General features: G+C 40.5%; 18 protein-coding genes and 1 pseudogene. 15 read left to right on the top strand and 4 right to left on the bottom strand.

The genetic code is table 11. From position 1 onward, the window contains the following. Positions 1-158: 158 nt before the first annotated feature. Positions 159-1,190, top strand: coding sequence for an EDSAP-1 family PEP-CTERM protein (locus tag AWH61_RS10510; protein ID WP_075177035.1), 1,032 nt, complete (start codon positions 159-161; stop codon positions 1,188-1,190). Positions 1,191-1,302: 112 nt separating this feature from the next. Further along, positions 1,303-2,394 carry a GNAT family N-acetyltransferase gene (locus AWH61_RS10505; RefSeq protein WP_075177034.1) on the top strand — a complete coding sequence of 364 codons (1,092 nt, stop codon included), beginning with the start codon at positions 1,303-1,305 and terminating at the stop codon, positions 2,392-2,394. On the opposite strand, the gene AWH61_RS10500 is transcribed toward AWH61_RS10505, so the two are convergent. After that, positions 2,345-2,929 (bottom strand): acyltransferase, encoded by a 585-nt coding sequence (locus AWH61_RS10500; RefSeq protein WP_075177033.1) that lies wholly within the window; start codon positions 2,927-2,929, stop codon positions 2,345-2,347. The two genes, AWH61_RS10505 and AWH61_RS10500, sit on opposite strands and share 50 nt — an antisense overlap. Then, entirely contained in the window at positions 2,926-4,137 is a 1,212-nt protein-coding gene (locus AWH61_RS10495; RefSeq protein ID WP_075177032.1) for a TIGR03087 family PEP-CTERM/XrtA system glycosyltransferase, read from the bottom strand. Before AWH61_RS10495 ends, AWH61_RS10500 begins: the two co-directional genes overlap by 4 nt. A 188-nt stretch (positions 4,138-4,325) precedes the next feature. Between AWH61_RS10495 and AWH61_RS10490 the strand changes: the two genes are divergently transcribed. The 13 genes and pseudogenes from AWH61_RS10490 to AWH61_RS10430 all read left to right on the top strand — a co-directional run. Continuing rightward, a complete protein-coding gene (locus AWH61_RS10490; protein WP_075177031.1) occupies positions 4,326-6,863 on the top strand; it encodes a hypothetical protein in 2,538 nt (845 codons plus the stop codon). Further along, positions 6,860-7,825 carry a glycosyltransferase family 2 protein gene (locus AWH61_RS10485; RefSeq protein ID WP_075177030.1) on the top strand — a complete coding sequence of 322 codons (966 nt, stop codon included), beginning with the start codon at positions 6,860-6,862 and terminating at the stop codon, positions 7,823-7,825. Before AWH61_RS10490 ends, AWH61_RS10485 begins: the two co-directional genes overlap by 4 nt. Before the next feature lie 2 nt (positions 7,826-7,827). Then, on the top strand, positions 7,828-8,937 hold the full coding sequence (locus tag AWH61_RS10480; RefSeq protein ID WP_020743977.1) for a glycosyltransferase: 1,110 nt from the start codon (positions 7,828-7,830) through the stop codon (positions 8,935-8,937). Next, on the top strand, positions 8,930-9,946 hold the full coding sequence (locus tag AWH61_RS10475; protein ID WP_075177029.1) for a polysaccharide deacetylase family protein: 1,017 nt from the start codon (positions 8,930-8,932) through the stop codon (positions 9,944-9,946). Before AWH61_RS10480 ends, AWH61_RS10475 begins: the two co-directional genes overlap by 8 nt. Next, positions 9,946-11,019 carry a GNAT family N-acetyltransferase gene (locus AWH61_RS10470; protein WP_075177028.1) on the top strand — a complete coding sequence of 358 codons (1,074 nt, stop codon included), beginning with the start codon at positions 9,946-9,948 and terminating at the stop codon, positions 11,017-11,019. The genes AWH61_RS10475 and AWH61_RS10470 overlap by 1 nt, the downstream gene beginning before the upstream one ends. A gap of 12 nt (positions 11,020-11,031) precedes the next feature. Then, positions 11,032-12,912, top strand: a complete 1,881-nt coding sequence (gene asnB / locus AWH61_RS10465; protein WP_075177027.1) for an asparagine synthase (glutamine-hydrolyzing) — start codon at positions 11,032-11,034, stop codon at positions 12,910-12,912. Beyond that, positions 12,902-13,969 (top strand): acyltransferase family protein, encoded by a 1,068-nt coding sequence (locus tag AWH61_RS10460; RefSeq protein WP_075177026.1) that lies wholly within the window; start codon positions 12,902-12,904, stop codon positions 13,967-13,969. Before asnB ends, AWH61_RS10460 begins: the two co-directional genes overlap by 11 nt. Further along, positions 13,966-15,072, top strand: a complete 1,107-nt coding sequence (locus AWH61_RS10455) for a glycosyltransferase (RefSeq protein WP_075177025.1) — start codon at positions 13,966-13,968, stop codon at positions 15,070-15,072. Before AWH61_RS10460 ends, AWH61_RS10455 begins: the two co-directional genes overlap by 4 nt. Next, a complete protein-coding gene (locus AWH61_RS10450; protein WP_075177024.1) occupies positions 15,066-16,388 on the top strand; it encodes an O-antigen ligase family protein in 1,323 nt (440 codons plus the stop codon). Before AWH61_RS10455 ends, AWH61_RS10450 begins: the two co-directional genes overlap by 7 nt. Beyond that, positions 16,385-17,512: a glycosyltransferase family 4 protein gene (locus AWH61_RS10445; protein WP_075177023.1), complete on the top strand. Its 1,128-nt coding sequence runs from the start codon at positions 16,385-16,387 to the stop codon at positions 17,510-17,512. Before AWH61_RS10450 ends, AWH61_RS10445 begins: the two co-directional genes overlap by 4 nt. Continuing rightward, the gene (locus tag AWH61_RS10440) at positions 17,509-18,630 is read left to right on the top strand and encodes a glycosyltransferase family 4 protein (RefSeq protein ID WP_075177022.1); all 1,122 of its coding nucleotides are present in this window, start codon (positions 17,509-17,511) and stop codon (positions 18,628-18,630) included. Before AWH61_RS10445 ends, AWH61_RS10440 begins: the two co-directional genes overlap by 4 nt. Continuing rightward, on the top strand, positions 18,627-19,577 hold the full coding sequence (locus tag AWH61_RS10435) for a glycosyltransferase family 2 protein (protein ID WP_075177021.1): 951 nt from the start codon (positions 18,627-18,629) through the stop codon (positions 19,575-19,577). Before AWH61_RS10440 ends, AWH61_RS10435 begins: the two co-directional genes overlap by 4 nt. Before the next feature lie 132 nt (positions 19,578-19,709). Next, positions 19,710-20,024, top strand: a pseudogene (locus AWH61_RS10430) (integrase core domain-containing protein); the annotation flags it as partial. Between the two features lie 108 nt (positions 20,025-20,132). Here AWH61_RS10430 and AWH61_RS10425 read toward each other — a convergent pair. Next, positions 20,133-20,909 (bottom strand): sulfotransferase, encoded by a 777-nt coding sequence (locus AWH61_RS10425; RefSeq protein ID WP_075177020.1) that lies wholly within the window; start codon positions 20,907-20,909, stop codon positions 20,133-20,135. 66 nt (positions 20,910-20,975) lie between these two features. Beyond that, positions 20,976-21,104 (bottom strand): hypothetical protein, encoded by a 129-nt coding sequence (locus AWH61_RS20290; RefSeq protein ID WP_283932525.1) that lies wholly within the window; start codon positions 21,102-21,104, stop codon positions 20,976-20,978. Position 21,105 lies beyond the last annotated feature (1 nt).

The raw sequence follows: 21,105 nt of genomic DNA, 5'->3' as shown, positions 1-21,105 counted from the left end.
GCTTGCTATCACTCCTTTTTTAAAAACCATAAGAAGCCAATCAAATCAATGACTTGCTATTCTGGCACACTGCCTGCTTAAAAGTATTAGACAGTCGCCACTAACGTTATGTAGTCAGTAGTTGCGAAACACCGAATCTTTATTCATGAGGAATAGACATGAAATTTTCTAAAATCACAAAGAGCTTAGTAGCCGGGTGTGCTTTAGCAGGCGCTTCGCTTTCTGCAAACGCTGGCGTTGTGGCAACATCTTACTTGGACGTGCAATCTTTTGGTATCGTTGCGTACTATGATGAGGCACTGACACAGCAGGTTGCTCCTCAAGACCTAGCAACATTCATTACGATCACTGGAGGTCTGCGTTCAGCTTCTAGTAGCACTGGCTTTAACGGTGTTGGTCTTCCTGACTCGCCCGTTTTTGCAGATGACGCAACGAGTTTTGATCTCGCTGAAAACACAGCGGATGGTGTATTTGATTGTACAGGTCCCTCGTGTGGGATTCTAGGTGTCTCTAACAATAGCTTAGTTGGCAACTACGCCGGCGCACTTGCTGTTCATAACGATAGCCTTGCAAATGGCTATGGTTATGGCATGGCCGATTCGATAGTAAGTGGTAACGCACTTGCTGACCCAACTAGCCAAGCATCAGGATTAACATACGCAGCAGCATCTGTCGGCAGCAACAATAATGTCGCTTCAGGTAACTCAGACATTGCAGATGCGCTTACCACTGCGCTAGAAATTACTGTACAAAACGTTTCTGAATTATATCTTGGATTCGTTGCGTCTTACTCACTTATCGTCGATGCATCTCAATCAATAGGTTCAGGCCAGGTTTCTAATGCAACGACCTCGGCAATTCTTTCTGTAGGTTTAGGAACTGATTCTTCGAATGGCACAGGCGGTGCGCTTGGATTTAACTTTGGTGGTGGCTATGTCGACATCGGCCCAACGCTTTTAAGCAGAAATCTTGTTAATGAAGGGGATGATTTCTCTGGAAGTGACACTGGAGTATTTGTTACTACCGGCACGAGCGATAGCGGATTTTTCCGTGTAGGTACTGGTGATTACCAGGTTGATATTAAGCAGGAATCAACGGCTCGTGTTTCTCTAGTGTCTGCGCCTGGAACGCTAGCGATAGCAGGTTTGGGCCTTCTAGGTTTAGCTGCAGCAAGACGCAGAAAGTCGTGAAAAACGATTGAAAGTATTTTAAAAGCCCTCATACGAGGGCTTTTTTATTTTACTTAAACCACGTCTATCGCTAGGCTTGTGAGCCTAGCTTTCTAAACTTAAAAGTTTGTCTATGGCAGTATTCTTAGAGCGTAAGATTTTAGCTTCATTTGAAGAAGCAATGTCATTTCTTAGAGAAGTTCATGAGTACATTGAAGTACCAACACCTTTTACATCCCTGGTTTGGCAAGAGTCTTGGGTATCCTCTCTGCGACTATTCCCTGCTATTTACGTCTTCAAGTTAGATAGTCATCCTATAGGCTATTGTTGGATAGCGTGTAAAAAGACGCTGCCCTTTCCTCCTTTAAACTCATGGTATTTAAACCAGTCAGGCAAGACCCATGAAGACCAAATTTGGATTGAATACAACACTATAATTTGCTCAAAGGAACACGAACAAGCATGCCTTATATCTCTTTTAAATGAAGCCAAAAAAAATCATGTTTGTAAGCTATATATCTCTATGTCACACGATATATCAATCGACAAAAAGCTAATTGAAAACACCTTTGATATTATTGCCGAAACAATTAATGGCTATCGAACTTCTTTACTTACTCCAAACCTTGACAAGCAACTCTCAAAAAACACCCGTTCTCAAATTCGCCGCTCTATCAGATTGCTTGAAGACCATTATGGCTTGATTTCAGTAAATGAAGCTTCAAAAGCCCAGCTTCATAGTTATTTCGATAATTTAGGCGCATTACATAAAGAGAAGTGGAGCGACAGCACAGAAGGTAGTGGATTTAATAACCCATCTTTTCTCTTGCATCACAGGTATTTATTAAAAAATTTTTCTAAATATGTAAGTATTGTAGAAGTGAAAGCAGGCGCCACATTGCTGGGATACACTTATAACCTCATTTTGGGCGATACAGTTTATTTTTACTGCTCAGGCATAAATTATCAGTTTACAAACAACAAAATTAAACCAGGGTATACCTTACATTTTGTTTTGATGGAATATTATCGAAACAAAGGTTTTCACTGGTATGATTTCTTAGGTGGAGAAAGTCGATACAAAAAAAGCCTTTGCACAGAAACTTATGCTTTCAAAAATTTGACTTTATATACTGAGTCCAAAGAGGGTCGATTAGCCTGCTTACTCAATCGTCTTAAACAGAAATTTTCTTCAATACCTTCGCAGGGTTCCCAGCCACTATAACCCCCGCGGGTACATCATCAACAACAACCGAGCCTGCTGCTACTACACTTCCTTTGCCAATATTGGCCATAACCAGTGCACCGTTGCCCAACCAACAGTTCTCTCCTACAGAGACTTTGGTGAAAACGCCGCCCTGATCTTTAATCGGCTTTTCTGGGTCAGAAAACTTGTGTTGTCCTTTGCCACTCATAATGTGCACACCGCTTCCCAACAAAGTATTTTTCCCAATAGCGCATTTACCAATGTTACATTGCGGACCTATGTACACCCCCTCGTCAATCTCAGTATCTTGTTGTGAAAACAACGTGGCGAAACCGATGAGAACATTTGGCGCACACGAGGTCATGACAAATCGATAAAAGCCCGAACGTAAATAACACCCTAGTTTACCGGGTATAAGCGATAGCAGCTGGCTAAAAGAGGAAAGCAGTGAGTCTTTGTTTACCACAATAGACAGCATTAAATACATAAGCGTGAAAGGAAACATTACAAGTGCACAAAGGGCAAAAAAACTCTTCTTAATTATTGATTTCATATTCGTGCCATTGCCACTTTCAACGGGCTCAGTTGTTGTTCCCAGCTATATTCGCTAACTATTGCTTGATAGCTACGTTGAGCTTTATGTTGTGATAGCTCAAAGTTCTCAATACTTTCCACGCATGCAGCTACAAAGCTGTCCACGTCATCTACTATCCACATGCTGTCGGCGTTGGCAAACGAGATCCCTTCAGCTCCCATAGACGTGGTTATTATCGGTAATTTACATGCTGCCGCTTGAAGCACTTTGTTCTGCACGCCCCTTGCCAACCTAAATGGCGCCACAAACGCATGAGCTTGGTGAAAATAAGGCAATATATCATCGACAAAGCCCGTGACATCTATGCCATTGCGGTCTGACAACGCCTTTATTTCTTCAACAGGGTTCATACCACCCACGGTAAATTTTGCATTGGGCGCTTTTTCACGAATGAGTGGCCAGCAATTTTTTACAAACCAAAGTACCGCGTCTACATTAGGTTTGTAGTCCATCACGCCCGTGAACAAGAAATGCGGCGCAGTGCTTATTGTCGCCGCGCAAGGCTGTGTTTTCGCTGGATAAAACGCATCGAAGTCTAATCCGTTTCCAAGCACGGTTATATCTTTCGATGAGTCTACTGAAGAATTAAATAGCTGCGCCTCTTCGCTTGCAATCAAAAAGCACTCATCAAACCGTTGGTTTGTTTTAGCCTCAAGCTTTTTTATACCTTTGCTTTCACGCTGGTATACGTAGCGCATTAAGAAAGAAGAAGAATCTGCGTATTGCGCCCACTTATCTGAATCAACGTCCATAAAGTCCATAAATAGGCGACAATGGGTATTGTTGTAATAAGGCGAGCTGAAGATGTAATAGCTTAAACTCGACGCGGTTAACAGCAGCGCATCCTTACCATCTTTCAGTTTTTCATCAATAATATGTTGAAGTGTTTTTGAGTAAAACGCCCCAACACTTATGGGCAAACCTTGCAGTAAGGCCGAAGCATAGCGCGTGAATTTACTACCTAACTGGTAAGAGTTAACCAAAATTCCAAGATGCTTGGCTAACGCTTCAGCATTTTTTTTATCTTCTGCAGTTTCTATGAGAGAAAAAACTTCGACTTCGTATCCTAAGCGATTTAGAAATTCAATTTGATGATATGTTCTAAGTTTTTCGCCCTTATTTGGGGGATACGGTACTCGTTGCGACAACACGCAAACTTTCGACATCAGCGCCTTCCAAGCTATCTTCAGTATTTTTACTTGTCCTGTAGTCATACTACTTCGAAGCAAATATAAGGTCAAAGTAACAAATTAGTGATGAAGGCTACACAAGTGGCAATTCCATTGGCATACTAGAGTCATTATGCATATGTTCATCAAGAACATTGCTCACGGAAGAAATAAAGAAAGCAGTAATGACACAAACGGTTGGAACTATCCAGGTTGCCTCTTTAGCCAAAGAGACGTGCGGACATTTTAAAACAGGGTTGCCCTGCCCTAAGGGAATGTGGCCCGCCGTCACTCAATTTCGGCTTGCCGCGAACGGAATACTACTAACTGATGTTTTTATCAAAACCTCGCAGCTATGGCCTGATGGTTCAATAAAGTGGTTGTTATGTGAAGGTTTGATTGATTTACAGCGCCATTCGGTAAGCGATGAAATAGTTCTGACGCTAGAAGCGGTGGTGAGCGACTCACCATTGAACAAGCTTGTCTCACCTGTAAACAATAACGATGAGGCGCTTTCACTGTCTCTGGGCAGTGGCAAAACATTCACAATTAACAAAGCCAAGCCTTTTCAGTTTGTAACCGACAAGCACTTATCCAGCTCTTTCGATATTGTTGATGTTAATCCTCAATCGATAACCCCTATTGCATTCTCTTATGCTCTTCATTGCAATAACAACGAATACAGCGCATTAACCGTTGAACAAAAATACGAGATTAGGCTTGGCAGCGATAAAAAGCTGATTGTTGAAACAGAAGCGTCAATCTTCCTTAGTACCGGAACGGTTTGTGCTCATTTAACAATGCGAAACCCAAGCGCTGCGTCACACCCAAATGGGAAGTGGGACTTGGGAGACCCAAACAGTATTTATTTAAAAGAATGCTGTATCTCGTTCAAAGGTAAATCGCTAGAGTCTACGCTTACGCTAAATTCTGATGTCTTTAGTTCATCTGAACATGAAGAGCTGACACTTCATCAGGCTTCCAGTGGTTTTAAAAACTGGCAAAGTCCAGTCCATGTAAATCAAGACAACGTTAACTCGCTTCCGTTTCGCGGTTTTAAACTTTACCAACCAGACCACTTATTGCTTTCGGGTGACCAAGCAAAACCGCAAATTAAGATTTCAAACAGCGGTAGCACTTTTAGTATTCATGTTGATAAGTTTTGGCAAAATTTTCCTTCTTCAGCACATTTAACAGCAGACAGTTTGAGCGTTAGTTTGTTAGGTTCTAGGCATAGTGAGAATACTGAACTCCAGCCTGGTGAACAAAAAACAAGACGCATTTCAATCGCACCTTTTAACATACAATCGCTGCAGGTAGTCATTGATAGCGCCTGGTTAAAAAACGCATCTGTTTTGCCTTTTCTCCCTTCTAAATCATGTGAGTTTGACTCACTTATAAAAAATGGCATTGAAGGTTCGTCTTCTTTTTATCAAAAGCGGCTCGATATCGACGAATTTGGCTGGCGACATTTTGGTGAGCTGTATGCGGATCACGAAAAGGCACTCGTACCTGACGAGCCCTTTTTCGTGTCACATTACAACAATCAATACGACCCTATATTTGGAATGCTGATGCAGTGGTTGTTAAGCGGCGATCCTCGTTGGTTTGAACTAGCCGATGATCTTGCCAAGCACGTTGCAGATATTGATGTTTATCACACCAGTGACGATAAGCCCGAGTATAGCGGCGGACTGTTTTGGCATACCGACCATTATGTTCAGGCATATACAGCTTCTCATAGAACGTACTCTAAACATCAGCCGTCTGGTGTTTACGATGATCATGCTGGAGGCGGCGGTCCGGGTGGGCAACATTGTTATACCAATGGTCTCACTTTGCATCATTTGCTTACTGGCTACACACCGTCTCGAGACGCCGCATTATCCATAACGCAATGGGTAACCAATTATTATGAAGGCGACGGTACGTTTGTAGGCGCCCTGCTTGCGTTTAAAAATAGCGATATTCCTGGTGTTAAAAATGTAAAAACAGGAAAGTATCCTCTAGACAGAGGTACGGGTAACTACCTGCAAGCAAGGCTAGATAGATACGAACTACAAGGTTGTGATAGTGACATTGAAGCAGCGTCCTATATTATAGCGAATACGGTCTCCCCCACCGATGACTTCGACCAATTGCAATTGGATAATGTCGAAGCAACGTGGTTTTATACTGTATTCCTACAAGCAGTTTGCCGATTTATATCACTTAAAGAACAGCGCTGTGAATATGACTCGAGCTATCAATACGCAGTAGACTCACTTACTCACTATGCCAATTGGATGGCTGTGAACGAATATGCTTATCTGGACAAGCCTGACATTCTTGAGTTTCCGAATCAAACGTGGAGTGGGCAAGACCTAAGAAAACTATGCGTACTGCATTTTGCATCTAACTATTTAACTGAAGCCCAACGTACACTTGCTGAGCAAAAAGCCGAGCAACTAGCTGATATAATTTTTCAACGCCTTAGTACGAGTACAGAAACGAGTACCACGCGCGTACTTTGTTTAATGATGCAAAACGGTCATTACTCCGGTTTTAAGCAGGCTGCCCGCCCTCTTTCATCGACTTCTACACAAAAAGGTCAGGCCTTAACAGAAAAATCCAATTCATTGAGTTTCCTTTTGTCCAACCTTATCGACTTATCTCCGTCAAGAGAGAGAAAACAGCTAGTGAAACGTTTTCCACAACTTCAAAAATGGTTAGGTAAACCATGAGTATTAATACGTCTTTTATCATTCCTCATAAGGGGCGTGAAGACATGCTCATTGAAACACTAACAAGTATTGCGAGCCTAACAACACCTAAAGAACAATACGAAGTTGTTTTGGTAAGTCAGAATAAAGAAATTTCAAATACGCTCAGCGCATTTATCGAAACAGTAAATTTGCGAGTTGTATATAACGACGAAAATAACACGATTTCACATTCTAGGAATCTGGGCGCCGGCTTGGCGACAGGTGAATACTTGGCATTTTTAGACGCAGATGTTGCACTTGCTTCGAATTGGCTAGACGTGATGATTGATACTCTCAAAACGCGAGACAATACGGCTCTAGTTAGCGCCATGCAGGTGAACAGCCCTAACGCGCCGCCTTTAGAGAGAATAAGAACTGCGTTAAGCAATGCTGAACTTGATGTGCCTGTCAGTTTTCTGCCTGGCCGCAACTTATTTCTTTTAAAGGAAACATTTGAAGCGGCAGGTAAGTTTCCTGAACACCTTCTTACTTGTGAAGATTATTTCTTTACCGATAAGGTTAGTAAATTAGGTGAGTTGTTTTACACCTCACAAACCCAGTATATTCACATTGGCGAAGACAAAGCTTACGCACCGATGTATAAAAAAGAAATATGGCGCGGCCAGTCCAATATTGCATCTTTAAAAGGAAGGCGCATTCCGCTGAGAGAATGGCCAAGTTTTGTTGTTCCTTTTGCATTTACAGGTGGTCTTTTACTGGCTTTTCTCGCGATAATATTCTCGCAACCTATTGTCGCTATAGTTATGTTAGTAGGCGCTTTACTGTCTTTTGCAGCGTACACGTGGCGATTAAAAAGGCTTGTTAAGCAGCAAGTAACTTGGTGGCATTGTTCACTTTTTTATCTGCTTTATTTTCCGGCTAGAGCACTTGGAACATTAATAGGAGTACGCGGCGCTGTTAGTACCAGCTCGCATAAATAACAATGAAAGTTTTACAGTTTATTTGTTCAACCGGTTTTTACGGTGCAGAGAGATGGGTGTTAGCGTTATCAAAGCATTTACCAGATAGTGTTTCGAGTGAACTCGTTGTCACCTTAGAGCCCGGTACAGAAGAGCTAGAGCTAGTAAAACAGTTCAAAGCGATAGGAAAAACTCACCACATTCCTATGCAGGGTCGTTTTGACCTGCGTGCCGTTTCGAAATTGGCGGATTTAATTCAAGAACAAGATATCGATATTATCCATACTCACGGCTATAAGTCAGATATTTTGGGCGTAATGGCGGCTAGAAAAGCAGGTATTCCGTGTGTTGTAACACCCCACGGCTTTGAAAATGCTGCCGACTTGAAACTCCGTCTCTTTATTTGGTTAGGGTGTCAGTCGATGCGCTTTGCCGACAAAGTTGTTCCACTTTCTAAGCAACTAATGAGTGATGTGGAGAAGTTTAATATATCGCCTGATAAGCTTGAGTATATCCAAAATGGCGTAGACTTGTCTGAAGTAGAAGCCGTTAGACAAACAAAAACAGACAAGCCAAAAGAAAAGAAGACCATTGGCTTTGTGGGCCAAATGATCAGCCGGAAAAATATAAAAGCCATTTTAGACTGCTTCGAGTCTTTATATAAAAAGCGTCAAGATATTGAATTAGTACTGCTGGGTGACGGCGAAGACCGCCCCAGCTTAGAGGCGTATTCAAAAACACTGGCTAGTGCCAGCGACATTCATTTTTTAGGCTTTAGAAATGACAGGCTACAGCTGCTGCGCGACTTTGACTTGTTCGTAATGACGTCGACGCTTGAAGGCATCCCTCGCTGCTTAATGGAAGCATGCGCCATGGAAATTCCGGTGTCTGCTTATGACATTGCGGGTATCGACCAGCTAATAACACATAACGAGTCTGGTTTATTGGCTCCTCTTCACAACAGCAAGCAGCTTGAGAAAGATTGGGAGAGACTGCTAGATGACAAAGCACTCGCCACCTCACTAGCTCAAAACTCAAAGTCGTTTGTAGAAGCCAATTTCTCTGCTAAGAGAATGGCTGATGAATACCTTGAATTATTCGAAGGAATCCTGAAAGAGAGTGTAAATGCATAAACAGGACGTGTTATTTGTTTTAACTATTGATACTGAAGAAGAATGGCAGTGGAACGAAGAGTTTCCGCAGCATAACTGTTCAGTTGAAAACGTTGAAAAGCTTCCTGTATTTCAAACCTTCTGTGAAAGTCTTGGTATCCGTCCTACGTATTTTGTTGATTACGCCGTTGCAAGCAATAATGTTGGCAGTCAAACTCTGCGAACCTTTGCTAAGTCTCACAGCGCGGAAATTGGAGCACATCTACACCCTTGGTGTAACCCTCCCTATTTCGGTAAGACAACCGAAGCGGAATCTCACGTAATAAACCTTCCTTTAGAGCAAGTAGAGCAAAAACTCGATGCACTAAACGCCCTTTTACACGACGAAATAGGCGTTCGCCCACAGTCCTTTAGAAGCGGGCGATGGGGCGTAAGTGCCAAAATGCTTAGATTACTTGCATCAAGAGGCTATGTAGTAGATTCAAGCGTTTATCCTTTTTACAGGAACGACTATTTTAGCTGCCTAAGTGCACCAGAATCGCCTTATTGGCCTTCGTTTGACAACGCACTGGCTCCTGGAGAGCAGCGTCAACTGCTTGAGATCCCTGTTACCGCAGGGTTTAATATTCAAAACTTCTCTCTTGGTGAACGCATTCATAATCGACTATCTAAACCGCCCTTTAATTGGGTTAAATCTGTCGGTCTGCTTTGGCACAGTAAACTTTTAAGAAAGATTTATTTGAGTCCAGAGCTTACCGAAATCGAAGACATGCTTGCGTTAGTCGACCAAAGCATTCAAAAAAAACACCCCGTTATTCATATGTACTTACACAGCTCTAGTTTAATCGACGGAGCAACGGGCCTTTTAGATGGGCCAAATGCATTTGAAACAATATGCCAGCGCATTGAGGTTGTTACTCAACACTTAGCGAAAAATGCCAATGTTAAATTTTGCACTATCTCAGAAGCCAAGGTGCATTTAAGTAACCGCAGCACTTCAAGCGGTGTTATTAAGGGTGACCAAAATTAATGACGGCACATGAAAATACAAAGTTACGAATAGCGTCAGCCAGCGACAAACCTTTGTGGGATGCCTATGTATCACAACACAAAAATGCTTCCGCTTATCACAAGTTTGCGTGGCTTGAAGCAGTAAAGGCCGCTTACGGTCATTCAATGCTTGGCGTTATTGCCACATGTGCTAATACGGGGCAAGTTGTTGGTGTTTTCCCTGCTGTTTTAATGAATATACCTTTGCTGGGCAAGCAAATATGTTCTTTACCTTATTGCGATGTAGGCTATGGCTTAGCCGACAACGACAAGGTGTTAAATGACATGCGTGCGCTTCTTGCTGCGCAGATGCGAAACGTAACAGGAAAAAAATTGGAAATTAGAGGTATAGAACAATCACCTTTAGACAAAATCCAGTTTGAGAACAAAAAAGTACGTATGCTTTTGCCACTGCCTGAGTCTAGTGAAATACTGTTATCAAGTTTCAAATCTAAATTACGCAGCCAAATAAGGAAGGCGGAAAAAAATGGGCTTACCTTTGAGTTAGGCACATCGAACGTACTAGTAAGTGATTTCTACAACGTATATGCTCAAAACATGAGAGATCTCGGCTCTCCTGTTCACGCTGAAAAATGGTTTAAGGCAATTATAAAAAGTTACGGCCAAAGTAGTTTAATTAGCGTGGTTTATCACGATGGCCAGCCTATTGGTGGTGGCGTTATCATAAAATCGGGTGACAACGCTTCTATTCCATGGGCCTCAACACTTCGTGACTTCAATCGCCTTGCTCCTAATATGTTGTTGTATTGGTCTTTGCTTTCCCATTGCGCCGACAATGGCGTGAAAGTTTTTGACTTTGGCCGCTCAACCTTTGAAGAAGGCACATATAAATTTAAAAAACAATGGGGCGCAGAACCTCAACTGCTTAACTGGCAGAGTTTTGATAAAAATAATGAGTTGATAGACGCTAAAAGCGACGCTAAGTCAGGCTCAAGCAGGGTAAGAGAAATAGCCGAAAACATTTGGCGTGAACTTCCCTTAAAATTTACCATTGTAACTGGGTCAATTCTTCGGCCTTATATCAGTTTGTAGGGATAACCATTCATGTGTGGCATTGCAGGATTTAGCCTTTTTAATTTCAACGAAGGCGGTGAAACTTCATTAGAAGCTATGCACAAGGCTATTCATCACAGAGGCCCAGATGCCAGCGGCATGTATATCGATGAACATATCGGCCTTTGTCATAGGCGGCTGAGTATTCTTGATCTCTCAGAAGCAGGCAATCAGCCCATGTACTCGAAAGAGGGTGACTTGGTTATTGTTTTTAATGGCGAGATCTACAACTTCCTTGAATTGCGAGCCGAACTTGAAAACGACGGTGTTACATTTAAAAGCCATACAGATACCGAAGTTATATTAGAGCTATACGCACGCGAAGGAACCAAGTGTTTAGATAAACTAAACGGAATGTTTGCCTTTGCTCTGTGGGACAAAAACAAGCAAGAACTGTTTATTGCACGAGATCGATTGGGTAAAAAACCCCTTTACTATTTTAATGATAATGGTCGATTTGCGTTTGGCTCTGAGATTAAAGCTATATTGGCGTTGGAGAACATTCCAAGAGAAATTCGCTTAGACGCCGTATATGACTTCTTTGCATACCAATACGTTCCCGACCCAAAGAGTATTTTTAAGCACATTCACAAGTTACCACCTGCTCATTATTTAATTCTTAATAAAGACGGTTTCAGCATTCATGAATATTGGGATTTGAGCTTTAAAAACGCCACAAGTGCCAGTGAAGATGCCAATAAAGCGCAGTTAAAGACCTTACTTGAAAAAGTCACTAAACAAAGAATGATCAGTGATGTTCCGCTTGGCGCTTTCTTGAGCGGCGGTGTGGATAGCTCGGGTGTTGTGGCTATGATGGCACAAGCCAGCGAAACTCCCGTAAAAACCTGTACCATAGGATTTGATGATAAAGCATTTAACGAAGCGGATTTCGCTCGTGAAATAGCTGAAAAATACGAAACAGAGCACCATGAATTTACCGTTCACCAAAACGTTAGCGACAGACTAGAACATATCGTGAGCTTTTTTGATGAACCTTTTGCTGACCCCTCGTTAGTGCCGACCTTCTTCGTTTCGGAACTGGCAAGAAAGGCTGTAACCGTTGCGCTCGCGGGAGACGGCGGCGATGAGATGTTCGCTGGCTACGAAAAGTACTCAGTTGACGACGTTGAAAATAAACTTAGAAGTAAGTTTCCCGAAACGGTTCGAAAGTCTGTTTTTCCGCATTTGGCTAAGATGGCTGGAAAAGTGCCAGGCACAGTCGGTAAAAAAGCGAAATCATTACTCACAAGCTTATCTCACGAGCCTGCTATGGGCTTTTACATCACCAACAGTATGATGACTGACGAAATGTGGCAAAGCTTAGTTAAGCCTGAGGTTGCACAGCAGCTCGCCGATTACCACCCTAGTCAATATACCTTAGACATGTATAACAAAGCCGACGGTCCGGACCATTTAAGCAAAATTCTTTACACCGACATCAAGACCTACATGACGGGCGATATCCTTGTGAAAGTTGATCGCATGAGTATGGCAAATTCGTTAGAGGTACGAGCGCCTATTCTGGATTACCAAGTTGCAGAGTTCGCCGCTACCCTTCCCTCTTCACAGAAATATCGCGACGGTGAGAAAAAATACTTACTTAAAGAAGTCTTTAAGCCCTTTATCCCCGATTCACTGTTGTATAGAAAGAAAATGGGCTTCAGCACGCCGCTGGATGAGTGGTTTAGAGGTGAATTGAAATCACTATCTGAATCTCAAATCATTGATTCACAGCGTGGGCTTAACGACGTATTCGAGAGCGGTGTTATAAAAAAACTTTGGGAAGAACATCAAACGCGTAAAGCTGACCATGGCATAGTACTGTGGAGCATGTTGATGTATCAAATGTGGTTTGAACGTTATGCAGCGTAATTTTGCTTTAGACTGCTTTAGAGCGCTGGCAATAATGCTTGTGTTTACGGGTCATACGATAAATAGTTTAGGCTCTCCTCAGTTACTCGCGCCTCTACAATTTGGTGGCACTGGCGTTGACCTGTTTTTTGTTCTTTCGGGTTGGTTGATTGGAAACCAACTTCTAATAGAGAAGAAAAAGTATGGGAATGTGGAAATTCGAAGGTTCTGGTATCGACGATGGATGAGGACGCTACCAGCTTATTACGCAGTGTTAAGCTTAACAATATTACAACAATTCCTAACCAAGGACACTTTTGACTTCCCTTGGGCTTATTTGTTTTTTTTACAAAATTATCAAATAAATTTAGACATTTTTTATGTAAGTTGGTCTTTGTCTGTAGAAGAACAGTTTTATCTATTAATTGCTCCTCTATTGGTCTTACTTCTTAGAGCTCCCAAAAGCATCCAAATTCTGATTCTGCTTTCATTGTTTTTGAGCCCATTAATTTTTCGTCTTCTAGGTTGGTATCAATCTTCAATTGAAACTCATGTAAGACTTGACTGTTGCGCGATGGGTGTTCTGTTAGCCTATGTAAAGCATCACCTTATATATATTTGGGATAAGTTGACGCATTGTATAAGAGTAGTATTCCCTATAGCTGTACTCACATATTTAATGTTCTACGTTGCAAGATACAATCCGGACTGGGGTATTAATGACCCCGACAAATTAGTGTTGGCGCTTATCTTTGGTACTTGGATAGTCTGGGGTGATCAAACCAAATACAGTGAAGATGGCAGGCTAAAGTCGCTCGTAATGCATGTTTCTACCCGGTCTTATGCTATGTATCTACTCCATGTAGATGCACTAGCAATCACAAAACGGTTTATTTCAAAAGACTTTATTATCTTTTATTATTTAACAGCATTAGTAATAACTCTAGTTTTATCTGAAATACTCTACCGAGCAGTAGAAGTCCCTATAATGGACGCTAGAAAGCGATTTAAGTTTTCAATGTCACGAGGTCAACTAGAGAACCTAAGAACCGCTATTAGAGGAAGTCGCCAAGCATGATTAATATTCTGCATGTAACTTATGATATGCGCATAGGTGGCACTGAAATGGTAATAAAAAACATAATTGAAGGGAGCGACAGTAACCGCTTTTGCATGTCTATATTTTGTATTGAGGACACATTAGGGCCTTGGGGAGTTGATCTTCAATCAAAAGGTATTGAGGTAAATTCATATTCTCGCAAGCCAGGGTTTGATTGGGGATTGATCCGAAGATTGAGAGAAGTTATTGCTATGCAAAACATACACATAGTGCATTGCCATCAATACTCTCCATGGGTTTACGGAGCGATAGCTAGTTCTTTGCTTGGTGTAAAAGTTATTTTTACTGAGCACGGCAGGTTTTATCCTGATTCAACAAATTTTAAACGTAGGCTTGTAAACCCTTTAATTCTAAAACTTACAGATGCTGTTACAGCTATATCAAATGCTACACGTCTGGCTTTGAACGAGTTTGAGTTTATCAAGTTAGATAAAGTCAAAGTCATTTATAACGGTATAGCGCCTTTAAAAAGTTCTCCGATGCTTTCCAGAAAACTCAAGAAAAGTCTCGGAATTACCGAAGGTGAACAGGTAATAGGAACAATCTCAAGATTCGACCCTATTAAAAACCACAAAATGTTATTGAGTGCATTCCATTTATTACTTCAGAAAAATGAAAGAGTTAAGCTATTAATCGTCGGGGATGGAGAAGAGCGAGCAAACATAGAGTCAATAATTCGTACTTTAGGTCTCGAAAACAAAGTTATACTAACCGGATATCAAAAGAACCCAACAGAATTCCTCTCTTTAATGAACATATTTTTACTTCCGTCATTAAGTGAAGGCACCTCAATGACCCTGCTTGAAGCTATGAGTTTAGGCAAGCCATGCGTTGTCACAGATGCAGGTGGAAATAGTGAAATTGTTATCGACGACGAAACGGGTAAAGTAACAAGCAATGATGTTGCTCAAGAATTTGCTCAAGCAATATCTACATTACTAGATTCCCCCTTGTTAATGGCAAAAATGAGCAAAAACGCAAGTTTGAAATTTGCCAAATCTTTCCGAGAAAGCGTAATGAACAAACGTTACAGCGATCTATACGAAGAACTAATATGTTAAATGTTTTACTGTTTTTCCTAACCTATGCAGGTGGGATATTACAAGCATTCAGGGTCGCGCCAGTTTACGCTTTTTTAGTTTACCAAGCGGTTTACTTCTATAACCCATCAATGCGTTGGTGGCACTATTTGATACCGGAAATTAGTTATTCCTTTTACGTAGTAGCCCTAATGGGGCTGCTCTACATATTGAACAGAAAGCAACTAGATAGAAATAAGATATCAGTAGTTCCTCAGTTAAAATATTTTGTACTTTTAATATTACTCCATTCCATTGTGTATTTTTGGGCTGTTTATCCTATCGCTCACTCTATATTCACTGAGGTTTTCATAAAGCTTGGCATTACCATGCTAATAGCTTACAAATTAATAAATACTATCAAGCATTTAGACTATGCAATAGTAGGATACATTTACGGGGCGTGGTATCTAAGTTTCGTCGCATACCAAGTTGGCCGAAATAGTGGGAATAGAGTAGAAGGCATAGGCACGGTAGATACGCCAGACGCCAATGGCACGGCTTCTGTTCTAGTTCCTGCAATAGTTTTTTGTGTTTACTATATTTGGGTTACTAAAGGGCTATTAAAGAAAGGGATATTTTTAGTAGCAGCTGCTTTTATTGCTAACGCATTGGTACTGATTAATAGTCGAGGGGCATTTTTAGGCGCTGCGATTGGTCTTACCTATTTTATGGGAACTTTGTTCTTTACTTCAGTAAAAAATAAAAGCCAGAAATTGAAAGTCTTCGCAGTTGGTATAGTAGGTTTGATTGCTGCTTTAAGTGTAATGGATGACTCATTTAAAGAGCGTATTTTTTCTATAGTGGAAGAATCAGAAGTCGATACTAGTAGAGAGAGTGGCTCAACCAGAACGATTTTCTGGGTATCTGCTGTCAAAATGTCTTTTGATTATCCATTGGGGCAAGGAATAAAAGGCTTCAATTATCATGCACCAGATTACATCCCTCAGGATGTTGTCGTTTCATCTTCTGGTGATAACTCTCGTGCATCTAGAAGAAAAAGTGTTCACTCTACTTGGTTTGAAGTGCTCTCAGAATTGGGATACTTAGGGGTTATACTCTTTTTGGGGGTAATAATAACTAGCTTCAAAAGTATCTCAGCAGTCAAGAAAAAATTAAGGCCACTAGGTCATAGAGCTGCAGAACATTATTACAAAATGGTAAGCATTGAATCTGCTCTTATAGGCTTTATGGTCACTATGAGCTTTATCAACAGAATGCGATCTGAGGTTTTTTATTGGTGCATATTGTTTAGCGCGTGCGCTTATAATTTGTATGTTGTAAGGAAACAAAAATGAACGTCTTAATAATGACTCACAGCGCTTCTCTTCGCAGCACTACATGTGTTCTCGATGCCTTAGTAAAAAACAAGCCTGAGCACCAATATACTGTTGCGTGTTCTCAATCCGGGCCCTGGATAGATGATATAGGCAAACTACCGCATGTAAAAGTTATTAAAGCAGCATTTAAAGTTCCTGCTCTTTCGAAACCTTTTAGCTTTATTAAAGATACTATTTTTTGGATCAAGCTATTTCAATCCGAAAAGATAGATCTCATACACGTAAATGAGCATGAAATATACACAAGCATAAGATACGCAGCATCGCTAGCGAGAATACCGGTCGTGACAGGTATTAGGTTTGTTCTAAACAAGAGCTATGCTCATTGGCTTTTTGGTGGAAAATGTAAAGTGAAAAAAGCAATGTTTACTAGTCACGACCAATACAGCAAGTGTATAGAGCATTTTCCTGACTATCTCAAAGGTGATAAGTCGACTGTTATAGGGAACGGAAGAGATTACAAAGCATTGGTTGGTTCTTATTCCGATCAAAAAGTTGCTCTATTTAGGGAGAAGTATTCGATACCACACAATAGCTTTTTAATTGGTACCGCTAGCTCTATTCGCCCTCGTAAAAAAATAGAAGATTTTGTCGAAGTATTGGCGCGTCTTAATCAAGGCAAGAATACTGTATACGGTGTTATTGCCGGCGGTGGCAAATACGCTGACCCAGACTACGAGCTAAGTATAAAAGAAAAAATTAAGCGGCTAGGTTTATCAGATATTGTAATTATGACTGGTAACTTAGAAGACCTTTCAGAGTTCTATTCATCTATAGACGTCTTCATTAGCACTAGCGAACTTGAAACCTTCGGTATGAGCGTAAGTGAAGCGATGGCGATGTCTGTACCTACAATTGGCTATACTGGAGGGTCTGTCCAAGAAGTTATAGGAAATAAATGGTGTATTGTTGAAAACGGGGATCTAGATTCTCTAACAGAAAAAGCCCACTCTTTAATAAATGACCCTGTGATATACAAGAATGTTCAACAAGTTCAAAAAAAGAGAATACTGGAAAATTTCGATGCGCCTATATTAGCAGGCAGAATAGATGCCATATATAAAGAAGTTAGCAATTCATGAAAATATTGAACGTTGGGTATATAGCACTAGCCCCTTTTATTGGTGGGTCTGAGCGTTCTCTTCAAATCATACTGCTTGAAGCTACAAAAAGTAAAAAGATAAACCCTATACTTTTCTGTCCTGCTGAATCACCTATGTATGAATGGGCTAAAATCAATAACATATCTACAGAAAAAGTAGCTTTGAACGAAACAGATTCTTTTTTAAAAGTACTAAAACTGCGACTCCAACTAGTATTCCTTTTTAGAAAGTACAATATTGATATAGCACATAGCAACCAGGTATGGAGTTACCCTTCACTTTCCCTTGTGCCTAAATTAAGTAACACGAAACTAGTTTGCCATCTAAGAGATCCTATTAACGAAGACATAGATTGGTGGTTGAAAGTAAAGGCTGACGCTCTCGTGTGTGTAAGTAAATATATTCAAGATAGCTTGAAAAGTAATTATAGTGCTTATAACGAAATCGCTAATATCAAAACATTAATAAACCCAATATCTGAGCACGCACTTGCAAATGCGAAAAATGTCGAAGAATCAAAAATTGCGGCTAGAAAGAAGTTTTCATTATGCCAAAGCAAAATAACCTTTGGTTTTATAGGTCAGATATCGCCAGTTAAAGGCGTATTAGAGATGCTCGAGATGTTGTCTTACTGTCAAACAGTTGACTGGCAGGTCATAATTGCCGGGCACGATACTACAAAACAGCAAGATTACCTTCTTCGTTGCAAAGCGTTTGCAACCGAGTTAGGCATTTCTAAGAACGTTCACTTTTTAGGCTTTTTAGAAGAAACAGAAGACTTCTACCATTCGATAGATTGCGTGATAATGTTATCGAAGGAAGAGCCTCTAGGCCGAGTGCCATTAGAGGCGGGAGCTTTTAGTAAACCCACTATAGCTAACTCCGTGGGGGGACTCAAAGAAATAATTATTCATAACGAGACGGGTATACTCTGCAAAATTGACTCTTTGAAGAATATTGCAGAAACAATAGAAAGAACATCACTGGACGAGTACGACGCTATGGGTATAAATGCAAGACGCTTTGTTGAAAAAAATGCATCTCCTTCGCGTTACCTTAGTAATCTTCATAGCATTTATGGAAAAATAATTAAATGATTAGCGTAATCATACCCTCTTATAATAGAGCAACTTTTATCAAACGGGCTTTGAATAACATATCCGAACAAACTTTTAAAGACGTCGAAGTTATAATAGTTGACGATGGAAGCACGGATAATACGAGGGAAATAATAGACGGTTTGAAAGATAACTATGGGTTTGATATTGCCTATTACTTCCAAAAAAACCAAGGAGCCGCAGCAGCGAGACAAAGCGGAGTAAATAATGCCAAGGGTGATTTTTTAGCCTTCTTCGATAGTGATGATTTGTGGCATACCGATTATCTAAGTTCTCTCATTCATGCACTAGAGTCTTCTAAATTAGATTGGATCTATTGTCCTGTAGAGCGTCGAAACTTAGCTACGAATGAATTAGTAAGTAAAAACTCGTTTTATCCTAACGGTTGCCCAAGAAATTTCGTCAAAATAGCACACCAAGTAGGTAAAGGTATTTACGCGTTAGATTTAAACGCTGCCATTGAAGTCCAATTGAAAAATGGCATTTACATGGGGTTCCAAAATACACTTTTCAAAAAACAAATTTTTGAAAAGGTGAAAATACCCAATTTGAGAATCGGGCAGGACAGGCTCATGGCTTTGGTGTTGTTAAAAAACAAATTTCATGGTGGATTTATAGAGCAGGTGTTGGCAACTGTTTACGAGCACGAAGGAAACACCACAAGCTCAGGTTCAAATGACCGAAAAAAAGTAGTTTTCACTTATACTCAACTGATTATGGGCTACGAAAAGTACACTGACTACGTCTTACTAGACAAAGCAGAAGAAAAAATAATATACAAAAAGATTGCTAATTTTTACTTCTGGCATCTGGGGTATAGCGAGCCAATTAAGAGAGTGGCGCTCACTTATATGTGGAAAGGTATAAAGCGAGACCCACTCTCATTTAGCAAATTGAAGTCGTTTTTCATCAGAATTTTTAAGTAAATTTTAATGCATTCAATCTTTATTGCTACTTACCTTTAAAGGTTTTTAATGTGTCCGTCCGGTGATTCCCACATGTAATTTATAAGTTAGCAAAAGGCATGGCGTTCTTTTTTTGCAAAGGAGAAGTGGACAGTAGAGCACCATGATTACCAGCTTTACCTTGCGATAAATGATATCGACCACACGAAAACTAAAGCAATGTCGCCGCAAACGAACGGTATCTGCGAGCGCTTCCATAAAACGATATTGAATGAGTTCTACCAAGTTACGTTCCGTAAGAAACTGTACGCGTCGCTAGAAGAGCTTCAAAAAGATCTGGACGAGTGGATGGATTACTACAACAATGAAAGGACTCATCAGGGCAAAATGTGCTGTGGTAGAACACCACTAGAAACATTAATCGATGGGAAACAGGCTTGGGCTGAGAAGAATCTAGCTCAAATCTAATCTGACAGCGGCACCTAAAAAAACGGGTAACTGTCAGATCAAGTCTGAGCTAGTACATCTTACATTTGTCCGTTGACACTTCTAGCATATCTCTTAAAAAATCAGGCGCTATTTATTTTCAGTATTTAAACTTCTGGTGTAATAGTTATACAACATTCTTTTCGTCCAACCCCAATCGTTTCCTCTCGACAGCGGGTCAAAGTTGGAAGTTTTTTTCACTGGACTCCAGTGCAACTTGTTTTCATCGTTTTTATTTGTAGACGAACCAAATATGGGTAGGTTCTCGATTGAGTCCTTAGATAAGCCTTTGGTTAAATTACAGAATGAATTTATTTTTTCTATTGTTGAGTGTTCTGCTCGCACGATATCTTCATAATTTATTACAAGAACATTACCTGCGTTAGGATACCGCGAAACACACTTGTCAATCTCTCTACAACCTTTCGCCCAAAGGTCAACAATATCTTTAAAAGTGTAATGGTTGAAACTTTTTTCAAAGGAGTCGACAGTGCTTTTACCGTTTCTTATGCAAAACAATACCTTAGCAGTAGGAAAAAGTTTAAATACATTTTCGATATTGTTCGGTCTTGGGCATTTTAAAAGCAAACGCTTTTCGTTTACGCACTTTTTTTTGGCTCGATTTAATAAAACGTCGCCAAACTCTGCTAAAATTTCGTCTTTCTCTTTACTTTTGGGGTCAGAAAATGGTTTTGACCAATGCTTGATCGTTGAATCAACATAACGTGTTAAGTTGTCCGAATATACCGAAAAGTAGTCTTCATTTATACCCTTGGGCATTTGAAACTCTCCAGTTTCTAATATTAAATTAGCTAAAAAGTTAGTGCCACTTCGATTTAAGGGACTCACTATAAAAAGAGGTTCCATTTCTTAAGTTAATCTTTGAGTTGTTTATCCAAAACCATAGCAGCCTTTTATTGGGGAATACAAGTGCTAATTGGTTTGATCGTTAAATTGAGCCTCCGAGCAGTTCCTTCGAGGCGACTCTTGACTGCTTGTCATTATGTCCACTTCCCCTAAGCTGAGCCAGTCTTGAACTTCTCTTCGTTGATATTGCTGCATG

Source organism: Alteromonas sp. W12 (genome assembly GCF_001924945.1).
In the GTDB taxonomy this organism is placed as follows: Bacteria; Pseudomonadota; Gammaproteobacteria; order Enterobacterales; family Alteromonadaceae; genus Alteromonas; species Alteromonas macleodii.
This window is presented reverse-complemented; position numbering and strand designations above follow the sequence as displayed.